Genomic DNA, 25,430 nt, shown 5'->3' on the forward strand with positions numbered 1-25,430 from the left:
CTTTTCTTAAATCAATCGTTCTCCCCCATCTACGGGGATAATAGCGCCATTAATCCAAGCCGATTCTGCTCGGCAAAGCAGCTCGATGACTTTGGCCACATCTTCGGCCTTAGTCATTCGGCCCAAGGGGTTTCGGCTTTTGGCAAATTGGGCCAAATCATCGCTGCCTGGAATCAGTTGAAAAGAGCGAGTATTCATCATGCCCGCCTGTACAATATTGGCTCGGATGCCCAGAGGCGCATACTCTAGGGCCATAGAACGGATGATAGCCTCTAGGGCCGTTTTGGCGGCAGATACAGCCGCATAATGGGACCAAGCCCGCTGGTTGCCGCCACTACTGAGGCCCAAAATTCGGGCATCTTCGGCAAAGCGGCCTAGAGCAATTAATCCCTGCGCCCAATCGACAATACTATAGGCCATATTTTGGGCCGTGAGCTGAAAATCAGTACTCGTCAAATTATTCTGTCCTAAAAAAGCCTTGAGATTTCCCTTGGCAATACTATGCAGCAACAGCCGAAAACGCGCCTCAGCAGGCAGGCGTTCCGAGAGCTCGGCCAAAGAGCGAGCAATTTGCTCCTTCTGCGTAGCATCCACATTATAATGCAAAATGCTTACGCCCGTTTCTAGGGACAAGGCCTGAAAACGAGCTTGGGCCTCTCGGGCATCGGCTCGCCTTTCTCGATAATAAATGCAAAGCGACATGCCCTTTTTGGCCAGTACTTGAGCCGCAGCCCAACCTAATCCAGAAGAGCCCCCTAAAATGAGCCCCCAAAGTTCTTTTTCCTTATACATGGGTTTACTAATTTTCTGGGGCAAAGCCTACTCCCAATTTAATAATAGCCGCTGGGCCGAAAAGCCTGGGCCAAAGCTAAGCATTAGGCCCTTTTCGCCTGCGGCAATCTCCTTTTCTAGATAGCGCTCGAGCACATAAAGCACCGTGGCCGAAGACATATTGCCATAAAGGCGCAAGACCTCCTTGGTCTCCTCGATATTTTTGCCCAAATCGGCAAAAAGGCCCTCTACCATCTGTACAATCTTTTTGCCGCCAGGATGAAAAATCAAATGCTCAATCTCTTCGATCGTCAAGCCATTCTTTTCAATAAATGGGAAGAGGACCGATTTAAAATGTCGCTCAATTTTATTGGGCACTTCCTTGTCCAAAATCATTTGAAGGCCCGTATTGCGCAGCTTGAAGCCCATCATATCAATTTCGTCATAAAAATGATACATTTCTCCTGCAATAATGGCGGGTTTTAGCTCCTCAGAGGGCCCCAAAATGGTACAAACCGCTCCATCGCCAAAGATGGCCGCACTGACCATATTGACCATACTCATATCATCCTGCTGAAAGGTAGCCGTAGGCGACTCAAAAGCGACGATAGCCGCCCGCTTACCCGGATTGGCCAAAAGCAGATTATAGGCATAAATCAAAGCGGAGGTTCCCCCCGCACAGCCCATTTCCGTTACGGGCAAACGCATAATATCTTGGCGCATTCTCAGCGCATTAATCAAGTAGGCATCTATAGAGGGAATCATAATGCCCGTACAGCTCACACTAATGATAATATCGATATCTGTAGGCTGCAAATTGGCTTTTTTGAGGGCCCCTTCTACGGCTTGCTGCGTCAGTAGGGTATATTCCTCGGCATAGCGGGCATTTTTTTCTTCAAAAGAAGTTTGCTGAAACACCTCTTCGATATCCATAATAGAATAGCGGCGATCTACCTGCGCATAGCGAAAAATACGCTCCACCTTACGGCGAAAGCGTTCGTCTTGGCCCTTGGCCTGCAGCCAAAGATCGATATAGGGTAAAATATCTGCTGTAGATCTAGAATAGGGCGGCAGGGCCTTATGTGTGGAAAGTATTTTTATAGACAAGGGAGTGTATTTTAAGTTTTTTGGGGTAAGCGATTTTTAAAATACGAGAAAAAATAGGCTATGGAGTTATTTGCCTGCTTTTTTATCTTTCTTCAAATGGAATCACTTCCTTAAATTAAGGCCCAATAAAAACCAAATCATGCCATTACATCAAAAAACGGCCTGCCGAAAACAATGGGGATTATCTCAGCGGAGCGGGCAAAATATTTACTACAAACTAGACTGTCAGCAGCCTTCGGGCTCCTTTAAAATTCGGGGCATTGGCCATTATGCCGAGCAGCTGAAGGCCCAAGGGGTCTTGTCTTTAGTTATTGCCTCTGGCGGAAATGCGGGTTTGGCAGTGGCCTATGCGGCCCAAGCCTTGCAGCTCAAGGCCAAGGTGGTTTTGCCCCTAAGCAGCTCCCTCTTTGTCGAGCAGTTGCTGCTTGACCTTGGCGCTAAGGTCTACCGCTCTGGCGAAAGCTGGGCCGAGGCCCAAACATTGGCCCTAGAACTAGCCCAGGCGCCCCAAGCAACCTATATCCCTCCCTTCGATCATCCGATGCTTTGGGAAGGCCATAGCAGTTTGGTGGAGGAGTTGGCCGAGCAATTGCCGCAAGCGCCCGATCTCATTTTGCTATCTGTAGGAGGTGGAGGCCTTTTTAAGGGCGTGATGCAGGGCTTAGCAGCCCATGACTGGCCCACTAAGGTATTGTGTTTGGAGACGGAAGGTACGGCCTCCCTGCATCAGTCTTTGGCGGCGGGTCGACAAATTGAGTTGGCTAAAATTGAGGGCATAGCCAGCAGCTTAGGCGCCAAAAAGATTGCTCAAGCAGCTTGGGAGGCGGCCCAATCGCCCCAAGTGTATAGTCGAGTTTTGCCTGATGAGCAGGCCCTCTGGGGCGTGAAGCAACTCTTGTCCGAAACAGGACATTTGACCGAGCCTGCCTGCGGGCTGGTCCGAGCGGCCTTGGTCCAAGACTGGCCCGAAATTCAAGCTGCAAAACATATTGTGGCCATTATTTGCGGCGGAAGAACGATGCCGATAGAACAACTAAGCCTCTAAATTATGATTATCTACAAGCCTTCGGGCTCTTTCTTCAGAGACATTCGCCATTTTAATCGCACAGCGGTCATTAGACGGCTGATTGCTTATGTGTTGTTTTATGGCTTGGCGGTGGCCGCTTTGGCGGCTCTATTCCTCTGGGCCGATTGGTCCAAATACCTGAAATTAGACGGACTGAGCAGCATTTTCTCCTTTCTGGGGGTGGTTTTGAGCATCCTTTTGGTTTTTCGGACCAATACAGCCTATGACCGTTGGTGGGAGGGCCGCAAGCAATGGGGTGCCTTGGTCAATCACAGTAGAAATTTGGCCATTGTGGGACAGGTTTGCTTTCCCGAAGAGAATAAGGCCCTTCGTCATCGTTTGGCCCTGCTGATCAGCAATTTTTGTCTGGCCTTTAAGGAGCATTTGCGGGAGGGGGTGCGTTTGGAGGAGCTGATTGAATTGACTGCCAGAGATCGGCAGTTGTATGCGGAGCAGCAGCATTTGCCCGCCTATATTTCGGCCCAAATTCAGCAGTTGGTGGTGCAGGCCTACCGTCGTGGCGAAATCCGGGAGCTGGACCAGCTCAATTTTAAGCCGCACACCCAAGCCCTGCTAGATGTTTTGGGGGCCTGCGAACGCATCAAGAAAACGCCCATTCCCTTTTCTTATGAGATTTTTCTGCGGCTCTTTATTGTTTGCTATGCCCTGATTTTGCCCTTTGTGATTTTGCCCAGTTTTGGCTTTTGGGGCCTGCCTGTGCTGATGCTGATTCTCTTTGCTTTTTTGGGCCTAGAGCTCATGGCGGCCGAGATTCAGGACCCTTTTGGCCGAGATTGCAACGACCTCCCTACGGGCGATATGGCCCATACTATTCGCAAGAATGTTTTTGAGATTTTAGAGGCCAAGCATGAAAAAGGAAGTCTGACTAGCAATTATAGTAAGTTGTCTTAGGAGGAGGATTTGGGGCTGCCCCTTCGGCCCTTTGGGCCTTCGGGTCGGGCTCTGTCGCAGCTCGCAGGTCTGCTCGGCCCTGCGCCGCCAAGGGCGGCTGGGTCTGGCCCTTTGGGCCACTGCTATCCATCCCTCAGCCTGCGGCGGCTTTGCCGCCTGCTATCTGTGCTTGTAGGTGAACACCTACAGCAAGAGCGGTATTGCTGCGCAAGCTTATAGGCAACTTGGACCAAGTCTGCAGCTAGCTTGTTGCCCGCCTCCCCGAGGGATTCCTTAGGGAATCCCGCAGAGGGGTGGGTGGGCGGGGACATATAAACGAATGAGGAGCGCAGCGACGAATACCGCTTAAAAGGGAAGGCCAAAAGGCCGAAGCCTAAAGATTTGAAGCAACAAAAAAAGTGGAGCGGCCCAGCGCTGCGGAGGGGTGGCCGAAGGCCAGACCGAGCTTTTGAGCAAAGCGAAAAAGCGAAGGGCCGAACAGGCCTGTGAGCCCCGCAGCATAGCGGCGGCCAGCAAAGCTGGCCGCGGGCCCCAAAAAAAAATAAAAAAATCTTACGCTCCTAAATAGCTGATAAAAAACAACTTAGTCGGCGATTAAAAAATAAATGCAGAAAAAAAGCGGCTAAAAATGAAAAAAGATTTGCGAGATCCAAAAAGCTGCCTTATATTTGCAACGTCGAAAATGATAAGCGGATGTGGTGAAATTGGTAGACACGCTAGACTTAGGATCTAGTGCCGCAAGGTGTGTGGGTTCGAGTCCCTCCATCCGCACCAATTTAGAAAGTGCAAATTCTGATGGGATTTGCGCTTTTTTTTTGTGCAAAACCAAAGATCGGCCTTAAATCTATGCCTAGAATTAAGACAACTTCAGTATCTTTGGGCCACTTTTGGGGAAAATCCCTAAAATTAAGATTTGATTATTAAGTTATTAAAGACTAGACACGATGCCAGTTGCAACGCATACGTTTAATGAGGGGGAGCAGACCGTAGTGCTGCACCTGCAGATTGCCAAGAATGAATACATGAGCTTGGTGGATAAGAAGCTAAAGGAAGTTCGTAAAAACTTTCAGCAGCCCGGTTTCCGCCCCGGCAAAGCCCCTATGGGCCTATTGCGTAAGAAGTTTGGGAATGAAATCCTTTGGGATGAGGTAAACAAGCTTTTGGACCAAGAAGTACGTGCTTTCATCCAAGAAAAAGAACTCAAGGTATTGGGTAACCCCATGCCTCAGAATAGCCTAGAAACCAACATCAACAAACCTGTAGATGTACAACTAGATATTGAGATTGGTTATATGCCCAAGCAAGAGATTGCTGGCATTAGCGAAGAAACCGCTTTTCCTTTCTACAAAGTAGAAATGAGCGAAACAGAACTAGCTGAAGAGATCGAGGCACAGCGCAAGCAGCGTAGCCAAGACCTAAGCGAAGATGCTACCGATATTCAAGACAACGATCTTTTGGAAATCAAAGTAGTGGCTAACAATGAGGGAGCTTGGACCAATGAGTCGACTATGGTGGCTATGGACAAAGCTACTGCTGATGTACAAGCTCAACTCAAAGCCATTGAGGTAGGTGGAAGCATCGTTTGCAAATTGTCTGATTTGGATACCGCCCTCACGGCAGAGCGTCGTATGGGCATGTTCTTCCCCGAAGTAGAAACAGAAGAGGAAGACGTAGAAGTAACCGTTGAAGTACTCAAAGTAAAGCGTCAGATTCCTCGCGAATTGAATGAGGAATTCTTTGCTGAGCTTTTCCCTGAGGATGAAATCAAAACAGAAGAAGAATTTAAGGCCAAATTTGCTGAAATGGTGAGCGAGCAATTTGCTCCCGCCGCTAAGAGCATCTTCTTCCGCTATGTTTATGAGGAGTTGATGGAGAAAAACAACTTTGACCTTCCTGAGAAATTCTTGCGCAAATGGCTAGAAGAAAGCCGTGAAGAAAAGCAAGAAGAAGTAAATGACGATAACTTTGCCGACTTTATGCGTCGTCTACGTTGGTCTTTGATCATCGATCAACTCACTAACGAGCACAATGTAGAAGTAAGCAAAGAAGAAGTAGAGCATGCTATCCGTATGGCTATCGCTCGTCAGTACAACTTCCAGATTCCTCCTTACCACCCCATCATGGACAGCCAAATCGAGAACTTGATGAAGGATGAGGCTACTGTTCGTCAGTTTGGAGAGCAAGTACAAGAACAAAAAGTATTTGATGCACTCCTTCCCCTCTTTGGCAAAGCCGAAGAAACTGTAGACGCCGCCAAATTTGACGAAATCTACAAGGCTCGCTTCGAGCAAAACGAAGAAGCTACAGAAGAAGTAGTGGAAGAAGTAGAAGCCGAAGAAGCAGAATAACTACTGTCACATATATAGGCCAAGGCCTAAAGCTAAGAGCAGAACTACGAAATGTAGTTCTGCTCTTTTTTTATCTAAATGTTAAAATGCATTGATAAAATGTTAATAAATAGGGTACCTTATTGCAAAAAGCTAAAAATCAGCCCTTTTTATTTTGAACATTTAAACAATATCTTAATTTTGTACTTATAAAAAGTACTGTTGCATTTACAGCAGTAGAACTCCACGACCATGCCCCCTCATAAAACAAACTGCTATGCCTACACCAGTCAACAAAAGTTATCATTTTTCTGATCAGGAAACTGAGATTCAGTTTCAGTTTAAAGACCTGCGCAAAATTGTTTTAGATCTTCGTGCCCTTAATCATGAGCTGAGGCAAAAAATTGTTCAGCTGCTTTTAGCCAATGGACCAATGACTGTCACCCAACTCTACGTTAAGCTAAGAATTGAGCAATCTGTGGCCTCTCAGCATTTGGCGATTCTTAGAAAAGCCAATATTGTTGTGGCCGAAAGAGAAGGTAAGTTTATTCATTACCACATCCATCAAGAACAACTAGAAGCCGTCAAAGCACTGCTTTTGGGCCTACAGTAAATACACCTCTTTCCACCCTTCCAAAACTATTACCACTATGGCTGCATCTACTCTTTCGGGACTGTTCAGGATTTTGTGTATCAGAATAAAATTTGGTCAATAGAGACTAGGAGGCGAGTGGTAAAATTTAGATGACCCGGTCAGGGAAACAGACACAAAGCTGGCTGAAAACTTTGGTCCAACCAGCTCGTTTGACCTTCCATCGTTTTTGAATTTGCATAGCGGCTAAATAGATAGATTTTATGGCCGCAGCATCATTTGGAAATGAGCGTTTGTTATTGGTATATTTTCTCAGGCCAGCATTAAAGCCTTCAATAATATTTGTGGTATAAATAAGCTTTCTGATTTCTTGAGGATAGTATAAAAAGACAGTGAGATTGTCCCAGTTTTTCTCCCAAGATTTAATGATGTAAGGATAGCGATCACCCCATTTTTCTTCAAAATCTTGAAGCCGATTTCTGGCCTCAGCTTCATTAGGAGCTGTATAAATGAGCTTAATATCTTTGGCCACTTTTCTTCTATTAGAGGCTTCAACAACCTTCATAGAATTGCGAATTTGATGGACCACACAAATTTGATGAGCTGCCTGAGGAAAGACGGCCTCAACGCTTTGGTCCAAGCCAGCTAGATTGTCTGAGCAGATAAATAAAACATCCTTTACCCCTCTTGTTTTAATGTCATTCAAAGTTGTAGCCCAATTTGCAGCAGTCTCTTTTTCAAAGAGATACATGCCAATAATGTCTTGGTAGCCTGCTAAATTAACCCCAAGGACAATCATGCAAACCTTGCTCTTAATCTGCCCATCTTCTCTAATTTTATAGTGAATCCCATCAATCCAAAGAATCGCATATTTCTCATCAAGAACCCGATTTTGCCACTCTCGAATACTATCTAAGAGGCTATTAGTAATGGTTGTAATTTGACTCTTAGAGTACTGCTGCCCATAAATTTCATCCATATACTCTACTATATCAGACAGGCTCATACCTTTAGCATACAATAGTGTAATCACACTCTCCAGCTTAGCCGTCATCGACTTGTGTTTGGGGACCGTTACAGGGTCAAATTTACCCTCTCGATCTCTTGGTATTTCTATTTGTAATTTGCCACTTTCCGTCTTGATCTTCTTTGAAGAATGGCCATTTCTGCGATTTTCTCCTTGGACTTCTTCGCCACGAGCATACCCTAAATGCGCTGACATTTCTCCTTCTAACAAACTTTGAATTCCTCGTTTTTTGAGGTCATCTGTTAGCTTGTCTAGCTCCTCAATGTTCTTCACATCTCCTAGTAGGCGGTTTAATAACTCTTCTTGTTTCTTGTCCATAGCGGTACTTTTTTTCTAAGTAATTAAATTGATATTAAACCTCCTAATCTTTACCCCTTTTTTTGCCCATACACAAAATTTTAAACAGTCTCACTCTTTCTGACGATAATACGAATCCCTTCAACTTAGACAGTTTAGCAAAAGCAAACCAAACTATCCGCGCCTTGGCGCATGCCCTTCGTCTAGATATTCTATCTTATATTGACCAACATCCAGGCACAAATGTGAATAGTATTTATAATGCTTTAGAACTCGAGCAATCAATTACCTCTCAGCATTTGCGCATTCTTCGCCAAGCAGAATTGGTCAATTGTGTGCGAGAAGGAAAACAGATTCTCTATAGTCTTAACTACCCCAGACTGCATTCGTTACAGTCTGCGATCCAAGAATTTTTAAAATAATGCCCTTTTTTTCTTAGGGTCCAAGAAAACAAAAGCTCCTGCGAGAATCTCGCAGGAGCTTTTTCTGGTCCAAAATGAAGCCTTCGCTAAAAACGCTCCTTAAAGTCCAACCGGTTTTTGTCTTTTTGGTAAATGCTCGTCTTGACACTACGCTTGCCCGTTTTGCTATCTACAGACTCTTGCTCAAAACGCAAAAGCTCGTTTTTATAGGATAAGCGCCCCCCTAAGTTTTGGCCAAAGTCTTCACCTACTTGCAAAAGATAACTCAAGCTCTCTACTTTGGCGCCCTTTTTCTTAAAGGAAACCGCATCTACGGTAATCATTTTTCCAGCCTCTTTTTTGCTGGCATAAAGCAATACCCAGCCCTTTTTTAAGGCAATTTTACCCAAGGGAAAATAATTGGTCCCGGCAGGAATATAGCCCAAACCCAATTTGGCCACTTCTGAAGCAGGCAAGGCCTGCGCCGATTGGCTACAGATTTTTTCTAGTTGCTCGGCCTCTAAACTGCCCGAAAAATCTTTAAAATGGCCCAATAAAGCCTCATCAATTTGTGCAGAAAGCCCTAGGCTCAACAACATGCTCAGAGAAAATAATAGGAAGTTTTTCATCTTTTCGTTTTTTTATGCGTTTCCTACAAAAAGAAGGCCTACTCATAGATTAGGTCCACATAAATAGGCAAATGATCGCTAAATCCACCCAAAAACTTGGGCCCGCCATAGGTCCGAAAGGGCTGCAAGCCCATATACGCCCGATCTTCTTCTAGTAAAAAACGAGCAGAAAAAATTTGTGCCCCCAAAGGAGCGGCCCGCAAACGCCCTTTGCGGCTTTCCTGAACCAAAGGCGTAGACACCACCATATGGTCTAAGGTGCCCCAATGCCCCCTAAATTTATGCGAGCCCAATTGCCAATTCTTAGAAAGGGCGTGCATATAATTATACATATCGCCCGGCCCCAAGTCTTCTTTTTCGGGCACAGCACGCAGTACTTCGGTCAATGAAATATTTTCGGCCTCATCGTTAAAATCTCCCATAACGGCTATCTTAGCCTCCGGGCTCGCCTTGTAAATAGAGTCTATTTTGGCCCGAACCAAGCCCGCCACAAAAACCCGTTTGGGCTCGCTGGCCGCCTGTCCCCCTCTTCGAGAAGGCCAGTGATTGACAAAAATGTGCAGGCTGTCTTTGCTCCCCAATACTTTGCCGCAAACATAAAGAACATCCCGCGTTTTGACCGCCGTATCAAAGGGAAAAACCACCCGAATAGGCTCATGATGCAAGACCTCAAATTTGTCGGAGCGATAAATAAAGCCCACATCAATTCCCCGCCGATCAGGCGATTCTTCATGCACAATTTTATAGCGAAATTTCTGCAAAGGGGTCAAACGAAGCAGATCTTCCAATACTTTTCGGTTTTCTAGCTCGCAAAATCCCACCATTTCGGGCGGGCCGCCCCAGCCCCCTAGGGCCGTCAACACCTTATAAATATTGCTCAATTTCTGTTTATAACGGAAATAGCTCCAGCCCTTCAGGCCCCTTGGCGTAAACTCATCGTCTCGTTTTTTGGGGTCATCTTCTGTATCAAAAAGGTTCTCGACATTATAAAAGGTAAGGCGAACGGCCCGCCCTTGTCGGGGTCCATCATCAAAGTTTTTGAGGCCCAATTTGAGGGCGCCTTCTTCGGCTGCACGGGCCGCACTGCTGTCTGCCTGGGCCGAAAGCTGCCAAAAACTAGCACAACACCATAGTAAAGCTAGATAATACCGCATTTTCTATAATTTTAAAGTAGACTAATGTATTTTTGATTTGGGGCCTGCGGGCCTTTGGCCCGCCCTTACGCTTCGGGGCTCGCAGGTCTGCTCGGCCCTGCGGCGGCTGCGCCGCCTGGGTCTGGCCTTCGGCCACCCCTACGCATCAGTAGGCCGCTCATCTTTTTGGGGAGCTCGGGGCGGGGCGGCTGCGGCCGCTAATTGGTCCAGAAAGGCGCGAAGCGCCTTGGCTTAGGGATGGAAAGCAGTGGCCCGCAGGGCCAGACCCAAGTTTTTTGAAGCGAAGCGAAAAAAACTGCAGGGCCGAGCGAACAGCGAGCTGCGACACAGCCCGACCCGACCGCAGGGAGGGGAAGCCCCAAAAAAACGACTCCCCTACCCTAGCTAAATTACACAAAATGCCGGGCTCTACCTTAGCCCATCTAGAATCTTTACCCTTTTTTAATTTGCGCAGGAAAAATGAAAGCTTGGAAACTTCGGTCTTTTAATAGCACTACCGCTCAGCAGCTACAAGAGGCGCTGAAGGTGCATCCTGTTTTTTGCCAGTTGTTGGTCCAAAGAGAGGTGCATAATTTTGAGCAGGCCAAGGCCTTTTTTCGGCCCAATTTGGCCCATTTGCATGCCCCCAATTTGCTGCAGGGCCTGCCTGCTGCCTTGGCTCGTTTGGGGCAGGCCTTGGCTAGAGGAGAAAAAACCCTGCTTTTTGCCGACTATGATGTAGACGGCCTGGCGGCCTTAGTTATTTTGCATCGGATATTGGACCAAAAGCTGCCCTTAGACTACCTTTTGCCCGATCGTTTTGAGCAGGGCTATGGCCTTTCTGTTTATGCGGTAGAGTTTGCGCAGGCCGTCAATTGCTCCCTTATTATTGCTTTAGATTGTGGCAGTAGGGACCATAAAGCTTTGGCTTTGGCCAAAAAGCTGGGCATTGATGTGATTATTGTGGACCATCATGAATTGGCTCGTCAGCAGCAGCCCAAATCGGCCGCTTTGATCAATCCCAAGCAGGCCAACTGCAATTATCCGAATCCAGAAATTACGGCTGCGGGCTTGGCCTTTAAACTCGCTCAGGCCTTGGTGGAGCAAGAAAATTGGTCCGAGGCGCCACTTTGGCCGCTTTTGCAGTGGGTAGCGCTCAGTTTGGCGGCAGACCAAGCCCCATTGACTGGCGAAAATCGAATTTTGGCCCATCATGGATTGCGTTTTTTAGAGGAAGAAGGCGAAGAAATTTTGCAGCAGATTCAGCAGCGTTTGGAGCGGCCTAGGCCCTATAATATGCAGGCCCTTTATTTTGGTTTGGTCCCCTTACTCAATGCGCCGGGGCGGATGGGGCATGCCCAAACCGCTGCCGATTGTTTGTTGGCCAAGGGAGAAAAAGCGCAAAAGAAGAAATTGGAGCTTTTATTTTTGCAAAATCAGGCTAGGAAAAGAGCGCAAGAAGAGGTCTATCGGGACATTCAGCGCATCTTACAAGAGCAGGGGCAATGGATGGAGCGTTCGCTTTTATTGTTAGCACAGCCCCATTGGCCCCTAGGCGTTTTGGGCATTTTGGCCAGTCGATTGAGCAAAGAATGGGGGCGGCCCTGCCTTCTTTTGGGCCAAAATAAGGCGGGAAACTGGCAGGGATCGGGGCGTTGCCCCGAGGGCCAAGAATTACTGCCTGCGGTAGAGGCTTGTTCGGCGCAATTACTGCAATATGGTGGACATAGTCGGGCCCTAGGTTTAGAGCTCAAAAAAGAAGAATTGGCTGCTTTTGAGGCCGCCCTAGAGGCCCAGCTTTATCAGCAAATGAGTAGAGGGCCAGAACCCGAGGCCATTGCCATAGATGCGCAGCTAGATTTTTCTTTAATTGGGCCAAAATTTTGGAAACTGCTCAAGCAATTTGCGCCCTTTGGGCCGGGCAATCCCAATCCTTGTTTCATGAGCAAAAACCTTTGCGATAGTGGCTACTCCAAAGCCATCAACCAAAAGCATTTGCGTTTATTTTTGCGGCAGGGCCAAGGGAGTCCGCAAGAAGGCATTGCCTATAACTTTATGGAACATTTTGAGCAAATCAAGAGTCGCAAGCCCTTTCACCTATGCTATCAGTTAGAAGAGCATTTTTATCGGGGTCGGAGAAAGCTACAATTTGTAGCTCGGGACATTAAGTTTTAACAAAAAAGCGCTAAGCCCTTGGGGCTTAGCGCTTTTTTAGGTCTTTTTTGGGCCAGAAATTAGTTCAAATCATTTTCCATTAGGCCGCCACCATTGAGGCCAGCTCCTAGGTCCATTTGGACCTCTAACTGGTTAATCAGGCTTTCACCAGCTTTAAGACTTAGGCTAGCAAAATCGACAGTAATATCTCGGCTATTGCCGCCATCTTCTACAGGCACCGAAAACTGTCCAGCTTGTAGCTTTACCTCTCGGCTACTTTCTAAGTACTCGAAAGAATTGGAGCTAAACTTCAGGTCGGCAATTTGGAACTCCACAGCTGCTTGGTGGAGCCAATTGGCTTGACTATCGGAGGTATAGAAAGCGCCATTTCCTTGAATTTGGAGTTGGCTATCTTGGTAGCTATAGCTTCCTTGGAGCGTAAACTCATCATTGGTCATGCTAAGATAATCGAGTAGGGCTTTGGGTTCGGAGCTACCGCCCTTAGTAAAGCCGAGTTGGTCCTCGATACCTTCATAAACCATATTGAGTTCCTCGAAGGCTTCAAAATGTTCCTCTTGAGCCATTTCGAGTTCCTCCTGTAATTCGTCTAATTCTGCTCGGATCTCTTCTAATTCGCTTTGTTCCTCTGCGGACAATTGATTTTCTCGGGCTTCTAGCCCTTCTTTAGCGATCGTTTTCTCCTTAATTTGATCTTGGAGATCTAGGGTCGCATCTTCTGCAGAATAGAAAAGCTCTTGATCTTGGGCCACCACATCGGTGTACTCAAAAAGCAGGTCTAGTACCGGATCGTATTGGTTGAGTAAAGAAAGGCTATTCACATCTCCATCTTCAATCAGACCTGCTTCGAGTTGCTCATGTATTTTTTCTACTGCGCTATATTCGGCATTACCAGAGCCCACGCCATCTACGCCTGTATTTCCGGCTAGGACCTCTTGAATTCCGGCGGTATATCCGGCTTGGAAGCCCTCCTTATATTGTTGGAAAAAGGGTTGGATTTGGCTTTGGTAAAGCGCTTGAAAATTAGCTTTTAGTTGTTTGCGAATAGATTTATCGAGGCTACGTTTGCCCTCCTTATCTAGTTCGGCAATAAAATTATCGTATTCTGTTTGTAGGGCCAGTACTTGGTCCTCGATATAATCATTTTGGTTTTGGCCTGGGGCCAAAGCGGTAGGATGTTCTTGTCCAAAAATGCGCTCAAGGTCTTTATAGGCATTAGTCACCTCTGTGGCTAAGGCTTTATCCTCTTCTGAGGCAGAAGTTTGTTGTAAAGCCTCTGACTTCTCTTTTTTGATGAGTTCATTTAAGGCCTTTCTCATCTCGCCAACTAGGCGGTAGCGGCCTTTCTCCATTTCGGCAGAAGAGGCATTTGGGCTTTTATAAGAGTCATCGATGAGGAGTTCGCGAGCTTTTTCATAGCCTAGAACATACTTATCTTGACCAACATTACCAGCGGCGGCCAGCAATTGGTTTTGATAATCGGTTGCTTCGGCTAGGGCGGCTCCTTCCTCGGCGGTATCTGAATTATTGATTCCTTCTACCAGGCCTTTTCTGGCTCCACGGATATAGCCTTCTTTAAAGTTTTGCAGTTGTTTTTCCCATTCGGCGATTGCGCTGCGCAAGAACTGTTTCTCTTCATTAGACAGCTGTTCTGAGAGTAAGCCTTCGGCCTGTTTGCTCAATTCTGCGCTTAATTCCTGATAATTTTCTAGGGGCGTAGCATTTTGGTCAAAGCTAAGCAGGCTTTGAGCTTGGCCTTCAATTTGGGCCAGCAACGCTGGGATTTGGCTATCCTCTAATTCTTCGGCGGCAGCTTGGCCCGACTCTTTAGCGGCCTGAATAATTTGGGGTACAAATGCTTTCAGGTCTTCGAGCATAGTAGGCACACCATTGGCTTCAAACTCTCCTTGGAGGTTGGCCATTTGGCTCGGGCTAGCTTGGCGTTGATCTCGTCCATAGGCATAGCCTTTTTCATAGGCGCTGGCATAGGCATCGCCCAGCGTGCTGCGTAGCTCCTCTATTCTTTGGTCGAGGACAGAGCCTGACTTTTTGGTTTCTCCCTTAATTGTTTGGTTCAGGCCATCTTGGCGACCATTTGTACGGCCGAGGTGGAACTGTCCTTCTAATTCAGAAGCATAAGAGAGGCTAGGATCTTTGGGCGTATAGCTTAATTCTTCAAAATTATCGCCTTCTTTTTCGTTGGTAGCGGCTAGATAGCCTTGTTGATACCCTAGGTTATAGGCTTCTCCCTTATCAAAAAGATATTGGTAACCTTCTAAGAAGCCCTCTTGTGTGGGGGCATCTAATTCTGCGGCGACCGTTTCTTTGGTGGCTTCAAAGCTCTCGCCATTCAGCAAGGCCTTTTTATGTGCTTCAATATCTTTTCGGGCAGTTTCTTGGCCCAGCTGATAGCCTCTATCGTGGCCACCGCCTTGCATTTTTCGGCTCACCTCTTCCGTAGAGATCAGGCCAGCTTGCAGCATTTGGGCCATCTTATAGCCTTCTGCGCGACCGGCATTAAAGGCGGCAAGCGTATTCTTATCGGCTTGGGCATATTCTGCATCCTTGCCAGCGGCAGCGGCCAGCGCCTCTTCTTGTCCTGCTAGCGGAGGATAGCCCTCCAAAGACTGATAGCCAAAGAGCAGACCATCTTGGCGGGCTTTTTCGGCATTATCTTCTTTGGCCACCTTGGCGGTAGCATCATCTAATGCTTGCTGGTAGCCTTTTTCGATTTCGGTCATTTGGCGATCCACCTCTGCTTGGGGATCTTCATTACTGCTGCCTTTTTTTGTATTGGCGGCTGTTTTTTGGGCCTGCTCTTCTAGCTCTTTGCGTTTTTTGGCCAATGCGGCCTGCATTTTGGCGGCTTTTTGGGCTAAGATCTCATTGGCTTGAGCTTTAGCGGCCTCTGCAGTTTGGGCTTCGGGGGCTTCCTCATCGCCATAAAGCTTTAAGCTTCCGCTCAGTTCTTCAGTTAGTTGGCCACTAGCCATTTTGGCAATATAGAGCCAGTTATCATAATCGAGATCATAGCCTTCACGGTACTCCTTAGATTGGCCAATAGAAGCAGCTTGAGCGCTATCATTTTCATAGCCATCAATCATTTGAGAGAGCGCTTGGCCTCTAAAATTATCATATTGGCTAGCTTGGCGACCAGCATTATAGCCTTGATAATAATGCTCTTGCGCTCCGGCTTCTTTTTGTTTGCCTGTCATGGCATCATCATAGCCAGCAAAATACAGTTTTCCTTCTCTGGCACCAGCGGCGCTGCCCACCTCATAGCCTTTTTCGAAGGCGGCTTCTAGCTTTTTGGTATCTGCTTTTCCTTGCATTTCCTCTTCAATCACCTTAGCCAGGCCTTTCTTTTTATTGGTCCAGGCTTCTTCTGGTGTTTGGCTGGGGCGTTCTTTAGCGGTAGCGCTCTCGTATTTAAACCAGAGGCCATAGCCATATTCCCAGCCTTTTTCGACATAATCGACACCGCCAGACGTTGCGCCAAACTCCTCCTTTGCATTTCGGATAGTTTGCGCTTCTTCTCGCTCCTCTTTAGTTTGGGCCTGTTTGCCTGCATTATTTCCGCTGTATACCGTTTGGTTGTAGCCGACATAAAAACCTTTTTCGAACTCCTCCCCTTCTGCTTTTGCATTGGCAAAAGCCTCTTTGACCTTGGCATCGACCTCGGCCTTTTTCTCGGGCTTGCCAATAGCTGCTTGATAGTGCTGATAGAAGAGCCCGCCCATATGTCGGCCGGCCTCATAGCCTTTTGCCTTAGGGCTATCGGCGGCTACAGACATCTCTTTATCGACTAGCTTTTGCTTTTCGACATTATAGTTCGTATTGAAAGCATGATAATAGCCTGTGCTGAACTCTTTTTTGACATTTTCATCATTGAGTTGCGCCTTAATTGTGGCTAAGTTCTCTTCAATTTTTTCAATTTTGGCCGTTAGTTCCTCTTTTTTAGCGGGATCTTCAGTTGCCTTAAGTTCCTTTTTATATTTATCGAGATTAACGGTAGCGGCTGCGGCAATTTTACCAATATCTTGGCCCTTCTTATACTCTACACTATTGGTTTTGGCCTTTTGTTCATTATCGAGCTTTTGCTGCTTAAACTGATTATAAGAGGCATTAAAAGCGTGATAATAGCCTACCTCAAAGCTTTTCTTTTGCTCTGCGGTTTGTTCTTTATCCTTTCCTTCTGCAAAATACTGTTTAGCTGAATCGGGGACTGGGGGAAGATTCTCGCCCAATTCGGAGAGGGGCAGGCTTCCTTTGAGGACCTGCGTCGCTTTTTCTTTAGAAGACATAGCGGCAAGGGTGCCTAAAACATGGCCCACTGCATAATGAGGATCTTTTTTACGCTCATCTTTTTCCGCCTGAACCTTTGTCTCTTTGCCCTTCATATAAGAGGCATTAAAGCCATGATAAAAGGCTCTAGAATAAAGCTTTTTGGGATCTTCCGCAATAGGTTGACCGGAACTATCCTTATTGGCTTTGGCGTAAGTGGCGGCTTGTTGGCCCTCCTCCTTGCTCATGCCTTCGGGAGCCTTGCCTTGGCCTTGGGCCAAACCAATATTATAGCCTAGTTCATAGCCTTTGCGATAAGTGGGATTTTCCATCAGCTCTGCGGGGCCGGGCATTGACTTTTTGACAGCGGCGGCTCGGGCCTGCATATAGACCGCATTAAAGGCGCGATAATAAGCGACTTGATAGGTTTTAGAGCGGCTTTTCATGGCCGCTTTAATTTCTTTTACTCTTTCCTTATCCTCGGCCTTATTGCTATTACTTTTCACGGCAGATTCAGTCCCATCCTTAGTGCCTTCTTGGGCTTCGGGATCGGTTGCCATTTTTTGTTGTTCTTCTATTTGGGCGGCCTCCACCTTTAGTTTTTGGCCTTCTGGATAGCCTTGATTAAAGCCCTGATAAAAGCCCGTTTGGTACTTTTTGCTTTTGCTAGCCATCACCTCTTTTTGGGCGGCCACATAAGCATCTGCGGTTTCGCCTTCTGCAAAGGGCGTTACATTCATTTTGCCAGACTCATCGGTAGTCACTTTTTTGCCCAGGCCGCCAGAGCGGCCAACATCTAAACCAAAGGCTCGGCCAGCTTCTAATTCTTGGGCCTCTGCACTTTCTTCGGCAGTTTGGGCCACGGGGCCCATATTCATACGGGCGGCAAAGGCGGCACCGACCTCCTCGCCTTTTTGCTCGCCGGTAGTTGCATTGGCGGGGGCTTCGCCTCCTGCGGCAGAGTTTTGCTGTTTATTTTGGGGATTGCCCGTTGGGCTAGTTTCTCCAGTTGATTTATCTCCGCCTTTTGCTCCTGTTTTTGCGCCCACCTTAGCTTCTTCGGGGCTGACCTCCGTATTCATTTGGCTAGCTTGGCGAGCGATTTCCTCTGACTTTGCCTCTGTATTTTCGCTGCTATTTTCGCTACTGCCCTCCTCTGTTTCTCCTTCGGCCAGGGTTTCTTCTAGGGCCGCTTTGAGTTCTGCTGCTGCGGCGGTGGCCTTATCTTCAGCAAGAGTTTCCTCTATAGCGGCATCTAGCTCTGTTTCATTAAAGCTAGGGACTTCTTGGCCTAGGGTGGCGGCAATTTCGGCATCTAATTCGGCCTCATTGAAGGCGGCGCCTAGAGGCGGCATTTCTGGACCTTCCTCGGCGGTGGTTGTTGTTTCCTTGCCTGCGTTTTCTTCCTCTCCTCCTTCTTGCAAGCTAATCCCTTCGGCTAGTTTTTCGATACCACTATTGAGGCTAGCGGCAGATAATTGTTCATTGAGGGGATTTGCGGATTCGTTTAGGGGTTGGCTAAACTCCTCTTGAGTGCTTTCTTGATGAAAGCCTTCGGCCGCAGTTTGGACCACCGCATTAGCTTGGCTATTGAGTTGTTCGCCCGCAGATTGAACAGACTGCAACTCTTCATTGGCCTCAAATTCCTCGAGGCTTTGGTAGAGTTGTTCGTAAATGCGTTGATTTTCTTGCGAAGAATTTTGATTTCCCTTAGACATAACTTATAAGGCTTAATTTGGAGCAAGGTAAAGGTATTGCATAGGCCCTAACAAATTACTAACAAAAGGGCCCTTTGCCAAAACAAAGACTATATATTTTTCTTTTCTTTTCCGAATTGCGTACTTAGCAGTTCTTTGGGGGCCATTTGCGCTTATTTTTGGCCTAGCGATGTGCAGGGGTGGCCGATAGGCCAGACCAAGGCGGCTTTGCCGCCGCAGGGCCGAGCGAATAGCGAGCCCCGAAACGTAGCGCCGCAAGCGGCCCAATGAGCGATAGCGAATAGAGGGCCGCGCAGCGGAGGCCCCAAATCAAAAATAAAAAGAATTTGAAGATGAACAGCAAGAAAATTTGGAGCTTAGGCGCTTTACTTTTGTTGACGGTTAGCCTAAAGGCGCAGATTGTAGACAACAGTCATTTGGTGAACCTCAAGGAGGTGCTTCCCTATGTTTATATTTTTTACGGCCTGACCTTTTTGGCCCTTAGTTTATTGATTATGAAGCTCTTGAAGCCTCAAATGAAGACCTACTTTTTGTATGCGGCTTGTATTTTGGGCATTTTGGGGGCAGTTTTCACGAATCAGGCCTTTAATCGGGTACAAGAAGAGCAGCTGCCGGAGGTAGCGGGCAGTGAAATTCCGAAAGAAGAGATGAGCGATTATAGCCGACAGATGGTGGAGAAACAGGAGCGGGAAGTGGAGCAGCAAAAGATGGCGAACTTCTGGATTATTGCCATTCCGAACATCATTATGTTGGGTTTGGGGGTAGTTATAGACATAAAAGCCCGTCAATCGGGGAATGACGGGCAGCTTCGTGGTCGTTATGACGGGATGTAACTAGCGGAGTCGGTCAGAATCCTTAACAAGTTGGTCATCGGCATTGATTGCGCGGTTGGCCAAGAAAAGGAAAAGCATGGCCAAAACGGGGGTAAACAGCCCTAATCCAGCAGTCACTTCCTCGCTAATGGTCATGCTCCAATAAGAGGCTAAACCCATAAGGATCAAGCAATTGGCCAAGCTCAAATTATTGAGCAGCATTTGCAATTTTCTGTTTTTAAAGAGGAAGATTGTGCCAAGGCTGAGCAAGGCGGGAAAGAGGGCTAGGAGTAGCAGGACGAATTGGTCCATCAGGTCATAATCGCCATCTTGCAAGGGGCCTTCAGCCGTGCTGGGGGCCGTACCGAAGGGAAAAACGAAGAGCAAGGCCAGCGCTAGGGCCGCCAAGAGCATGTAAATAGTTTGAATACGTTGTATCATAATAATTCGGCTTTTTTTCAGATGAAATCAGGCCACAAAGTTAATTAATTCAGTTAAATGAACAAGTCTGCCCCCATCTATATCCTAGCAGCAAAGAGGAGTCCTATTGGCCGCCTATATGGGGCTTTGGCTAGCATTCGGCCCGATGATTTGGGGCTAGCGGTACTGCAAGAGTTCTCCAATTTATCGCCTACGGATCTATCGGCCATTTATGTAGGGGCGGCCAATCAGGCGGGAGAAGACAACCGCAATTTGGCTCGGCAGCTTGTTTTTTTGGCCCAATGGCCGGCGCATATTTGGGGGATTACGGTCAATAGCCTTTGTAATTCGGGTTTAGATGCCTGCGTTCAGGCTTTTCGGGCTTTGGCCTTGGGCGAGCAGGAATTGGTCTTGGCTGGGGGCGTAGAAAACATGAGTCGCAGCCCTTTTGTTCGTCTGCGGAATCAGGAGCAAGAGATAGACAGCAGCATAGGTTGGCGGATGGTCAACCCCCATTTGCCGCCAGTTTATGCGCCCTTGAGTATGCCAGAAACTGCGGAGCGTTTGGCCAAAAAAAGAGGCGTTAGTCGGGCCGAACAAGATGCCTACAGCCAGGCGAGTCGAGCTCGTTTTTTGGCGGCCCAAGCGGCGGGCGCCTTTGATCGGGAGCTGGTTTCGGTCTACAATCGATCGGGAGAGCTGCTCTTAGATCGAGACGAGCAGCCGAGGGCGCTAACGGCTTCTCTTTTGGCCAAACTGCCGCCTTTGGTCAAAAATGGCCAATTTATTAGCCTGGGGAATTCGGCTCGTTTGGGCGATGGGGCGGCCTTTTTACTCTTGGCTCAGGGCAGTTATTTGGAGCGAGAAGGGGGGCAGCCACTGGCCCAGGTAGTGGCTTGGACAAGCATGGCCTTGCCTCCCGAAGATATGGGCGAGGCCCAAATTATGGCCGTTCAGCAATTGCTTCGGCAGCAGGGACTCTCGGCTAATGAGATTGATTTTTTTGAGTTTGCCGAGTCTTTTGCGCTTCAAGGCGTTTTGGCTCAAAAGGCCCTAAATCTACGGCCCGATCAGCTGAATCCCTATGGCGGCAGTTTGAGTATGGGCAACCCTTTGGGCATGGGTGGCGCCCGAATTTTGGTCTCTTTGGCCCATGCTTTGGCCCGTCGGCCCAAGGCCAAATACGCTATTGGAGCAAGTTCGGCGGGTTTGGGGCTGGGCACTGCCGTTTTATTGAAGAAATATATTGACTAAAATTAGAACTTATCTACTGCATCAATACATCCATCACTCGATTTGGATAATCACTAATGATTCCGTCTAAGGGATAAGCTAACATGGCTTCTATATCTGCCGTTTCATTAACGGTCCAAGGAATGAGCTGCATCTTATGGCCCTTGACCCAATCTACCAAAGTATCATTGACCATAGAGAAATGGCAGCTGTAAATCTCTGGCGTAAAACCTAGCTCATCCAGATCTTTTTGCGGATCATCCGTCTCTTCTACCAACATAGATATCGGCATTTTGGGGCGCTTCTGATGGACCAATCGCAGGGTTTCCCAATCAAAAGCCTGAATATTCGCATGCCCCGATATACCCGCACTATCTATAGCCGCCAAAACCAAATCCACAAATTCTTCTACTGGCGGACAATAACGGCCATCATATTCTGGCAATCGCTTAATTTCTATATTATAATGTATGGGCTTTTCTAATTCGGCCTTCATCTCAAATAAATTTACCGACTTCACCACATCCAACAAACGAGGCTTGATCACTTTCATCTTCTGCTGAGTCGGAAAGTATGGATGGGGCAAACTCCCACAGTCATATTTAATCAGCTCCGAATAAGGCATTTTGTAGATATTAAAGCGCCGCTCTTCATTTGGCCCAATTGGACGCCCATCCAATTTATTGGCCAACAGATGCGAGACCCAAGGCTCATGCGAAACAACGACTTGGCTGTCTTGGGTCACTACCACATCCAACTCTAAGGTCCGAACACCCAACTCTAAAGCCTTCATAAAGGCCGGAATGCTATTTTCGGGCATCAAGCCACGGCAGCCTCTATGGCCCTGTATATCAATCTCTCTAAATTTAAAACTACTCATTTTAGGGCGTTTGGGCTCCGCCTCTACTTGCTCTTTCTCGCCCTCCTGCGGCTCCGAGACGTTAGCACAACTGTAAAGGCCAAAAAATAGGGGCAAAAGCCAAAGTAAAAAAGTATTTTGTCGCTTCATCATGGTCTATCTAATTTGATTGTCTTTCTTTCGTATTTTTGGGGCGATTTGGGGCCTCCCGCCTTCGGCGGGCGCTACGCTTTGGGGCTCGCAGGTCTGCTCGGCCCTGCGGCGGCTGCGCCGCCTGGGTCTGGCCTGACGGCCACCCCGCCGCATCGCTAGGCCAATTGGCCCCTTGGGCCAAAGGCGGCTTCGCCGCCTTGCCAACGAAAAATATACTTCCAACAAAATACAAAATCCCTAGAGATGTCTAGAGCTATCTTCTTGCTTTTTATGGCTTTTAGTACTAGCCTTTTGGCCCAAGCCCCCATTACTACCGTCAATAAAATTATTTTGGACCAAGAGATTCTCTTAGATCAAAAACAGAAGCGCAGCCACAGCAAACAAATAGAACTGCCCTTAGTACCCGAGTTCTGGACACAGTTCGAGTCGATTAAATCCGCCCAACTGCTATTTTATATTTATGCAGAAAGCAGTGGACAAGCGCAGTTTGAAGCCGATAGCCTAGCCCAGCTCTCCGAACTCCGCCCAGTCCTACAATGGGCCCAAGGCAAGCAAATTTTTAATCGGCCCGCAGGCCAACAACTCCCCTATGGCATCGAATGGGCCATCCTTAAAGATCCCGCTAAAGAAAAATGCCTGAAACGCTACCACAAAAAGGGAATTACCCCCGCTGGCTGGTGGAAGCGCTGCATCCTTAAACGCGATTATTTTATTTCCCCCAATTATTATAGCCCAGTCTATAGCCTCCCCAGATCGATCTACTTAAAAGAAGTGCCTCAAAGTTTGCCCCTGCTGCTCAGAACCAGCGCCAAAAGCGATACCGTCCGCCTGAGAATTCAAGCAGTGCTGCGCCTCAAGGGCAAACGCAAAGCCTATGAGGATTTAGACCAAAGCCTGCGTACGGGCCAAGAGGGCCGCCAACTGATAACAGACCCGCGCCCCAACGTTGCCGTCCCATTCCGTAGCAGAACCTACCTCGCAGAGATCAAAACCAATGAGCTCTTTCCCAGCCTGGGCCAATAGCTCAAAAATATAGCTGACCTCGGCCAGATCAAAGCCCCCCACGACTGGTGTGCCTGTATTGGGACAAAGTTCTGGACGTAGACCATCTATATCAAAGCTGATGTATATTTTCTGGGGCAAACTCTTGATAAATGGCAAGACCAACTCTTCAAAGCTGAGCCCCCGCATTTTTCCACGGGCCAAGTCTTGGTCAAAGAGGACCTGAATGCGCTCGCCTTGCTGCTTGATGTAATCTACCTCCTCATGGCAGTAGTCTCGAATGCCCATTTGGACCAAGGACAGCTTGGGCATCTGCTCCAAAGCATTATAAAAAATAGAGGCATGAGAGTAGGTAAAGCCCTCATAAGCTTCTCGCAAATCGCAATGGGCATCTATTTGCAAAATAGCAAAGCCCTCTTCATGCCGCTCGGCCAAGGCCCGCAAATAACCCAAGGGCGTAGAATGATCGCCCCCCAATAAACCAACATATTTACCCTGCGCTAGCAAATCCTTAGCCTGCTGATAGACCCAGTTTTCTAGTTTTTCGCAGGCAGAGTTCACCGCCAAGCGAGCGGCTTCATTGCCGCCTTCGCCAGCTTCTAAAGCATCTATATGCCGACTGGCCAAGCTTCTGGCCGCCTGACTTTGGGCCAAGATCTGCGTATCGGGCTGCCGCATATAAATGCCCATTTTATAGGCATTTGGGCAGTCGGCCAAATAGAGGTCTAGCTGATAAGAAGCCTCTAGGATATTGGCGGGCCCCTCTGCTGTTCCAGCCGAATAAGAGACGGTTGCCTCCCAAGGAACAGGCAAAAGGACCAAATTAGCGCTCTCCTCCGTAAAAGGTAAGCCAATAAAGTTATCGTTCTTTAGGGCAAAGCCACTAGGGTCAAAATCTTGAATAGACATGCGTTTATATTTTGGACGAAGTTCGTGCTTTTCCCTTTTTTTCAAAGCAATTTTCTAGAAAAAATTGGCCCTAGAGCGGGCCTTTCTCCAGCTCTTTTTCGGCTAGGGCCAAACAAAAGCGGCCCCCTCTGGCCTAGCGATGTGCAGCAGTGGCCGTCAGGCCAGACCGAAGCCCGAAGGGCTGAAGGGCCGAGCGAATAGCGAGCTGCGAAACGTAGCGCCGCAAGGCGAAGCCGCAGCGGAGGCCCCAAAAAACATCCCCCTACTTCCGACTCCAATAAGCAATGGGCCAAAAGCCCAACTTGCGATAGGCCCAATAGGCCAGACTAAGATCGAAAACAGCCAAGCCCAGAAAGGCCGCTATGGCTGCCCCATTAATGCCTAAAATGGGAATCAAACTATATTGTAGAATAGCCGTAATTGCGAGAGAGAACGCCAAAAGATATGCAGCCATTTTTTCTTGGCCTACAAGGCCCAGCAATTGGCTCACAGGACCCACCAACACATGTATGCCCTTGCCCAAACAGAGCCAAAGCAAGGCCGTATAAGCCTGCTGATATTCGGGACCATAAATGAGTAAAAAGTAAGGACCAAAGGCGATAAAAACAGCCAAAACGGCCATAATCGCTAAGGTAATCAGGGCTGTGCTGCCTTGGTATAGCCGTCCCAACTCCTCTAATTTCCCTTGATGATAAAGAGAGGAAAAGGTTGGCAAACTAACGGTGGTCAGCACCAAATAGGGAATTAGGGCAATATCCGAGAACTTTAAGGCCACATTATAATAAGCGATCTGTTCGGGGGGCAGCTCAAAAAAGCCCAAAAACAAAATATCTATTCGGCTATTGAGCAGATAGAGCAAGGAGCCCAAATTGAAATAAAAACTAGCTTTTTTGTAGGCGGGAAGATCTAATTTTGGCCAATTGCTCGCTTTGGGCTGTGCTTGACGATAGCGCCGCCAAAGCCAAAAGGCAAGGCCAGCGGCCAGCACAAAGCTCAGGCTTCGTCCGGCAATTAGGCCCAAATCGCTAATGGGGTAAGCAAAGAGATAGAGCAGGGCCAAAAAGGCAAAGAAGAGCAAAGGCTGCACAATTCGGTCGCCCAATTGCCCCCAACTCATCTGTCCCTCGGCCCGCAAAGCCGATTGCCAAAGCTGCAAAAAGGCATAGGCGGGAATAATAGGCAGGGCCCAAAAATAATAATCAGCATAATTGCTCAAGCCAGGTATATCAGTATACCGAAGCAAAAGATAAAAGCCAATCATCAGGAGCAAACTCGCCCAAAGGGTCCGTTTCTCGGCCCAAGCGAGCAAGGCATCTCGCTTGCCCCAAGCTTTTTGGTCCTTAAAGATAGGTAGCTCTTTGAGCAAAAGATCATCTAGGCCCATATTGGCGGCTACTTGCAAAATCAACAGCCAACTAAAGACCAAACTATAAATGCCAAAGCCCTCATCTCCCCCCAAACGGGCCAAAAGGACCGAACTGAGAAAAGTGAGGGCTGATAAACCTATTTGTAAGATAAAGCTCCAGCTTGCCGCCTTAATTAAAAAGCGGCCTAAGGGACTATCTGTTCCCATCTTGGCCCGCCATTTCTTCCACATTGCTTTGCC

At 47.7% G+C, this 25,430-nt stretch carries 18 protein-coding genes and 1 tRNA gene; 9 read left to right on the forward strand and 10 right to left on the reverse strand.

All coding sequences use genetic code 11. The features are described 5' to 3' along the window. Nucleotides 1-6 precede the first annotated feature (6 nt). Nucleotides 7-792 (reverse strand): enoyl-ACP reductase FabI, encoded by a 786-nt coding sequence (locus SGRA_RS06275; protein ID WP_015691775.1) that lies wholly within the window; start codon nt 790-792, stop codon nt 7-9. Nucleotides 793-819: 27 nt separating this feature from the next. Then, the gene (locus SGRA_RS06280; RefSeq protein WP_015691776.1) at nt 820-1,878 is read right to left on the reverse strand and encodes a type III polyketide synthase; all 1,059 of its coding nucleotides are present in this window, start codon (nt 1,876-1,878) and stop codon (nt 820-822) included. A 139-nt stretch (nt 1,879-2,017) separates the two neighbouring features. On the opposite strand from SGRA_RS06280, the gene SGRA_RS06285 reads away from it, so the two are divergent. The 5 genes from SGRA_RS06285 (at nt 2,018) to SGRA_RS06305 (ending at nt 6,796) form a co-directional block, all read left to right on the forward strand. Further along, nucleotides 2,018-2,923: a pyridoxal-phosphate dependent enzyme gene (locus SGRA_RS06285; RefSeq protein ID WP_015691777.1), complete on the forward strand. Its 906-nt coding sequence runs from the start codon at nt 2,018-2,020 to the stop codon at nt 2,921-2,923. A 3-nt stretch (nt 2,924-2,926) separates the two neighbouring features. Beyond that, nucleotides 2,927-3,856, forward strand: coding sequence for a bestrophin family protein (locus tag SGRA_RS06290; protein WP_015691778.1), 930 nt, complete (start codon nt 2,927-2,929; stop codon nt 3,854-3,856). A 689-nt stretch (nt 3,857-4,545) separates the two neighbouring features. Beyond that, nucleotides 4,546-4,630, forward strand: a tRNA-Leu gene (locus SGRA_RS06295). A 170-nt stretch (nt 4,631-4,800) separates the two neighbouring features. Beyond that, the gene (locus tag SGRA_RS06300) at nt 4,801-6,204 is read left to right on the forward strand and encodes a trigger factor (protein WP_015691781.1); all 1,404 of its coding nucleotides are present in this window, start codon (nt 4,801-4,803) and stop codon (nt 6,202-6,204) included. 256 nt (nt 6,205-6,460) lie between these two features. Continuing rightward, nucleotides 6,461-6,796, forward strand: a complete 336-nt coding sequence (locus tag SGRA_RS06305; protein ID WP_015691782.1) for an ArsR/SmtB family transcription factor — start codon at nt 6,461-6,463, stop codon at nt 6,794-6,796. A 127-nt stretch (nt 6,797-6,923) separates the two neighbouring features. Here the strand turns inward: SGRA_RS06305 and SGRA_RS06310 are convergent, their stop codons facing one another. Continuing rightward, nucleotides 6,924-8,120, reverse strand: coding sequence for an IS256 family transposase (locus SGRA_RS06310; RefSeq protein ID WP_015691783.1), 1,197 nt, complete (start codon nt 8,118-8,120; stop codon nt 6,924-6,926). Nucleotides 8,121-8,182: 62 nt separating this feature from the next. On the opposite strand from SGRA_RS06310, the gene SGRA_RS06315 reads away from it, so the two are divergent. Further along, nucleotides 8,183-8,521: an ArsR/SmtB family transcription factor gene (locus tag SGRA_RS06315; protein ID WP_245538650.1), complete on the forward strand. Its 339-nt coding sequence runs from the start codon at nt 8,183-8,185 to the stop codon at nt 8,519-8,521. An 86-nt stretch (nt 8,522-8,607) separates the two neighbouring features. Here SGRA_RS06315 and SGRA_RS06320 read toward each other — a convergent pair whose 3' ends face one another. After that, entirely contained in the window at nt 8,608-9,129 is a 522-nt protein-coding gene (locus SGRA_RS06320; protein ID WP_015691785.1) for a hypothetical protein, read from the reverse strand. Between the two features lie 38 nt (nt 9,130-9,167). Next, nucleotides 9,168-10,283: an endonuclease/exonuclease/phosphatase family protein gene (locus tag SGRA_RS06325; protein WP_015691786.1), complete on the reverse strand. Its 1,116-nt coding sequence runs from the start codon at nt 10,281-10,283 to the stop codon at nt 9,168-9,170. Between the two features lie 459 nt (nt 10,284-10,742). On the opposite strand from SGRA_RS06325, the gene recJ reads away from it, so the two are divergent. Beyond that, a complete protein-coding gene (gene recJ, locus SGRA_RS06335) occupies nt 10,743-12,437 on the forward strand; it encodes a single-stranded-DNA-specific exonuclease RecJ (RefSeq protein ID WP_015691788.1) in 1,695 nt (564 codons plus the stop codon). Between the two features lie 59 nt (nt 12,438-12,496). Here recJ and SGRA_RS06340 read toward each other — a convergent pair whose 3' ends face one another. Beyond that, nucleotides 12,497-18,436 carry a GumC domain-containing protein gene (locus tag SGRA_RS06340; protein WP_015691789.1) on the reverse strand — a complete coding sequence of 1,980 codons (5,940 nt, stop codon included), beginning with the start codon at nt 18,434-18,436 and terminating at the stop codon, nt 12,497-12,499. Nucleotides 18,437-18,768: 332 nt separating this feature from the next. On the opposite strand from SGRA_RS06340, the gene SGRA_RS06350 reads away from it, so the two are divergent. Beyond that, a complete protein-coding gene (locus SGRA_RS06350) occupies nt 18,769-19,269 on the forward strand; it encodes a hypothetical protein (protein ID WP_015691791.1) in 501 nt (166 codons plus the stop codon). Here the strand turns inward: SGRA_RS06350 and SGRA_RS06355 are convergent, their stop codons facing one another. Beyond that, complete coding sequence (locus SGRA_RS06355) at nt 19,270-19,689, reverse strand: DUF4293 domain-containing protein (protein ID WP_015691792.1); 420 nt, start codon at nt 19,687-19,689, stop codon at nt 19,270-19,272. Nucleotides 19,690-19,746: 57 nt separating this feature from the next. On the opposite strand from SGRA_RS06355, the gene SGRA_RS06360 reads away from it, so the two are divergent. Beyond that, a complete protein-coding gene (locus SGRA_RS06360) occupies nt 19,747-20,922 on the forward strand; it encodes a thiolase family protein (protein WP_015691793.1) in 1,176 nt (391 codons plus the stop codon). 13 nt (nt 20,923-20,935) lie between these two features. On the opposite strand, the gene SGRA_RS06365 is transcribed toward SGRA_RS06360, so the two are convergent. The 3 genes from SGRA_RS06365 to SGRA_RS06380 all read right to left on the reverse strand — a co-directional run bounded on the left by SGRA_RS06365 (nt 20,936) and on the right by SGRA_RS06380 (nt 25,421). Further along, on the reverse strand, nt 20,936-21,913 hold the full coding sequence (locus SGRA_RS06365; protein WP_041329527.1) for a glycerophosphodiester phosphodiesterase family protein: 978 nt from the start codon (nt 21,911-21,913) through the stop codon (nt 20,936-20,938). A gap of 882 nt (nt 21,914-22,795) precedes the next feature. Beyond that, entirely contained in the window at nt 22,796-23,824 is a 1,029-nt protein-coding gene (locus SGRA_RS06375; protein ID WP_015691797.1) for an agmatinase family protein, read from the reverse strand. A gap of 262 nt (nt 23,825-24,086) precedes the next feature. Continuing rightward, a complete protein-coding gene (locus SGRA_RS06380; protein ID WP_015691799.1) occupies nt 24,087-25,421 on the reverse strand; it encodes a flippase in 1,335 nt (444 codons plus the stop codon). Nucleotides 25,422-25,430: the final 9 nt, after the last annotated feature.

This window comes from Saprospira grandis str. Lewin (genome assembly GCF_000250635.1).
Lineage (GTDB): Bacteria > Bacteroidota > Bacteroidia > Chitinophagales > Saprospiraceae > Saprospira > Saprospira grandis.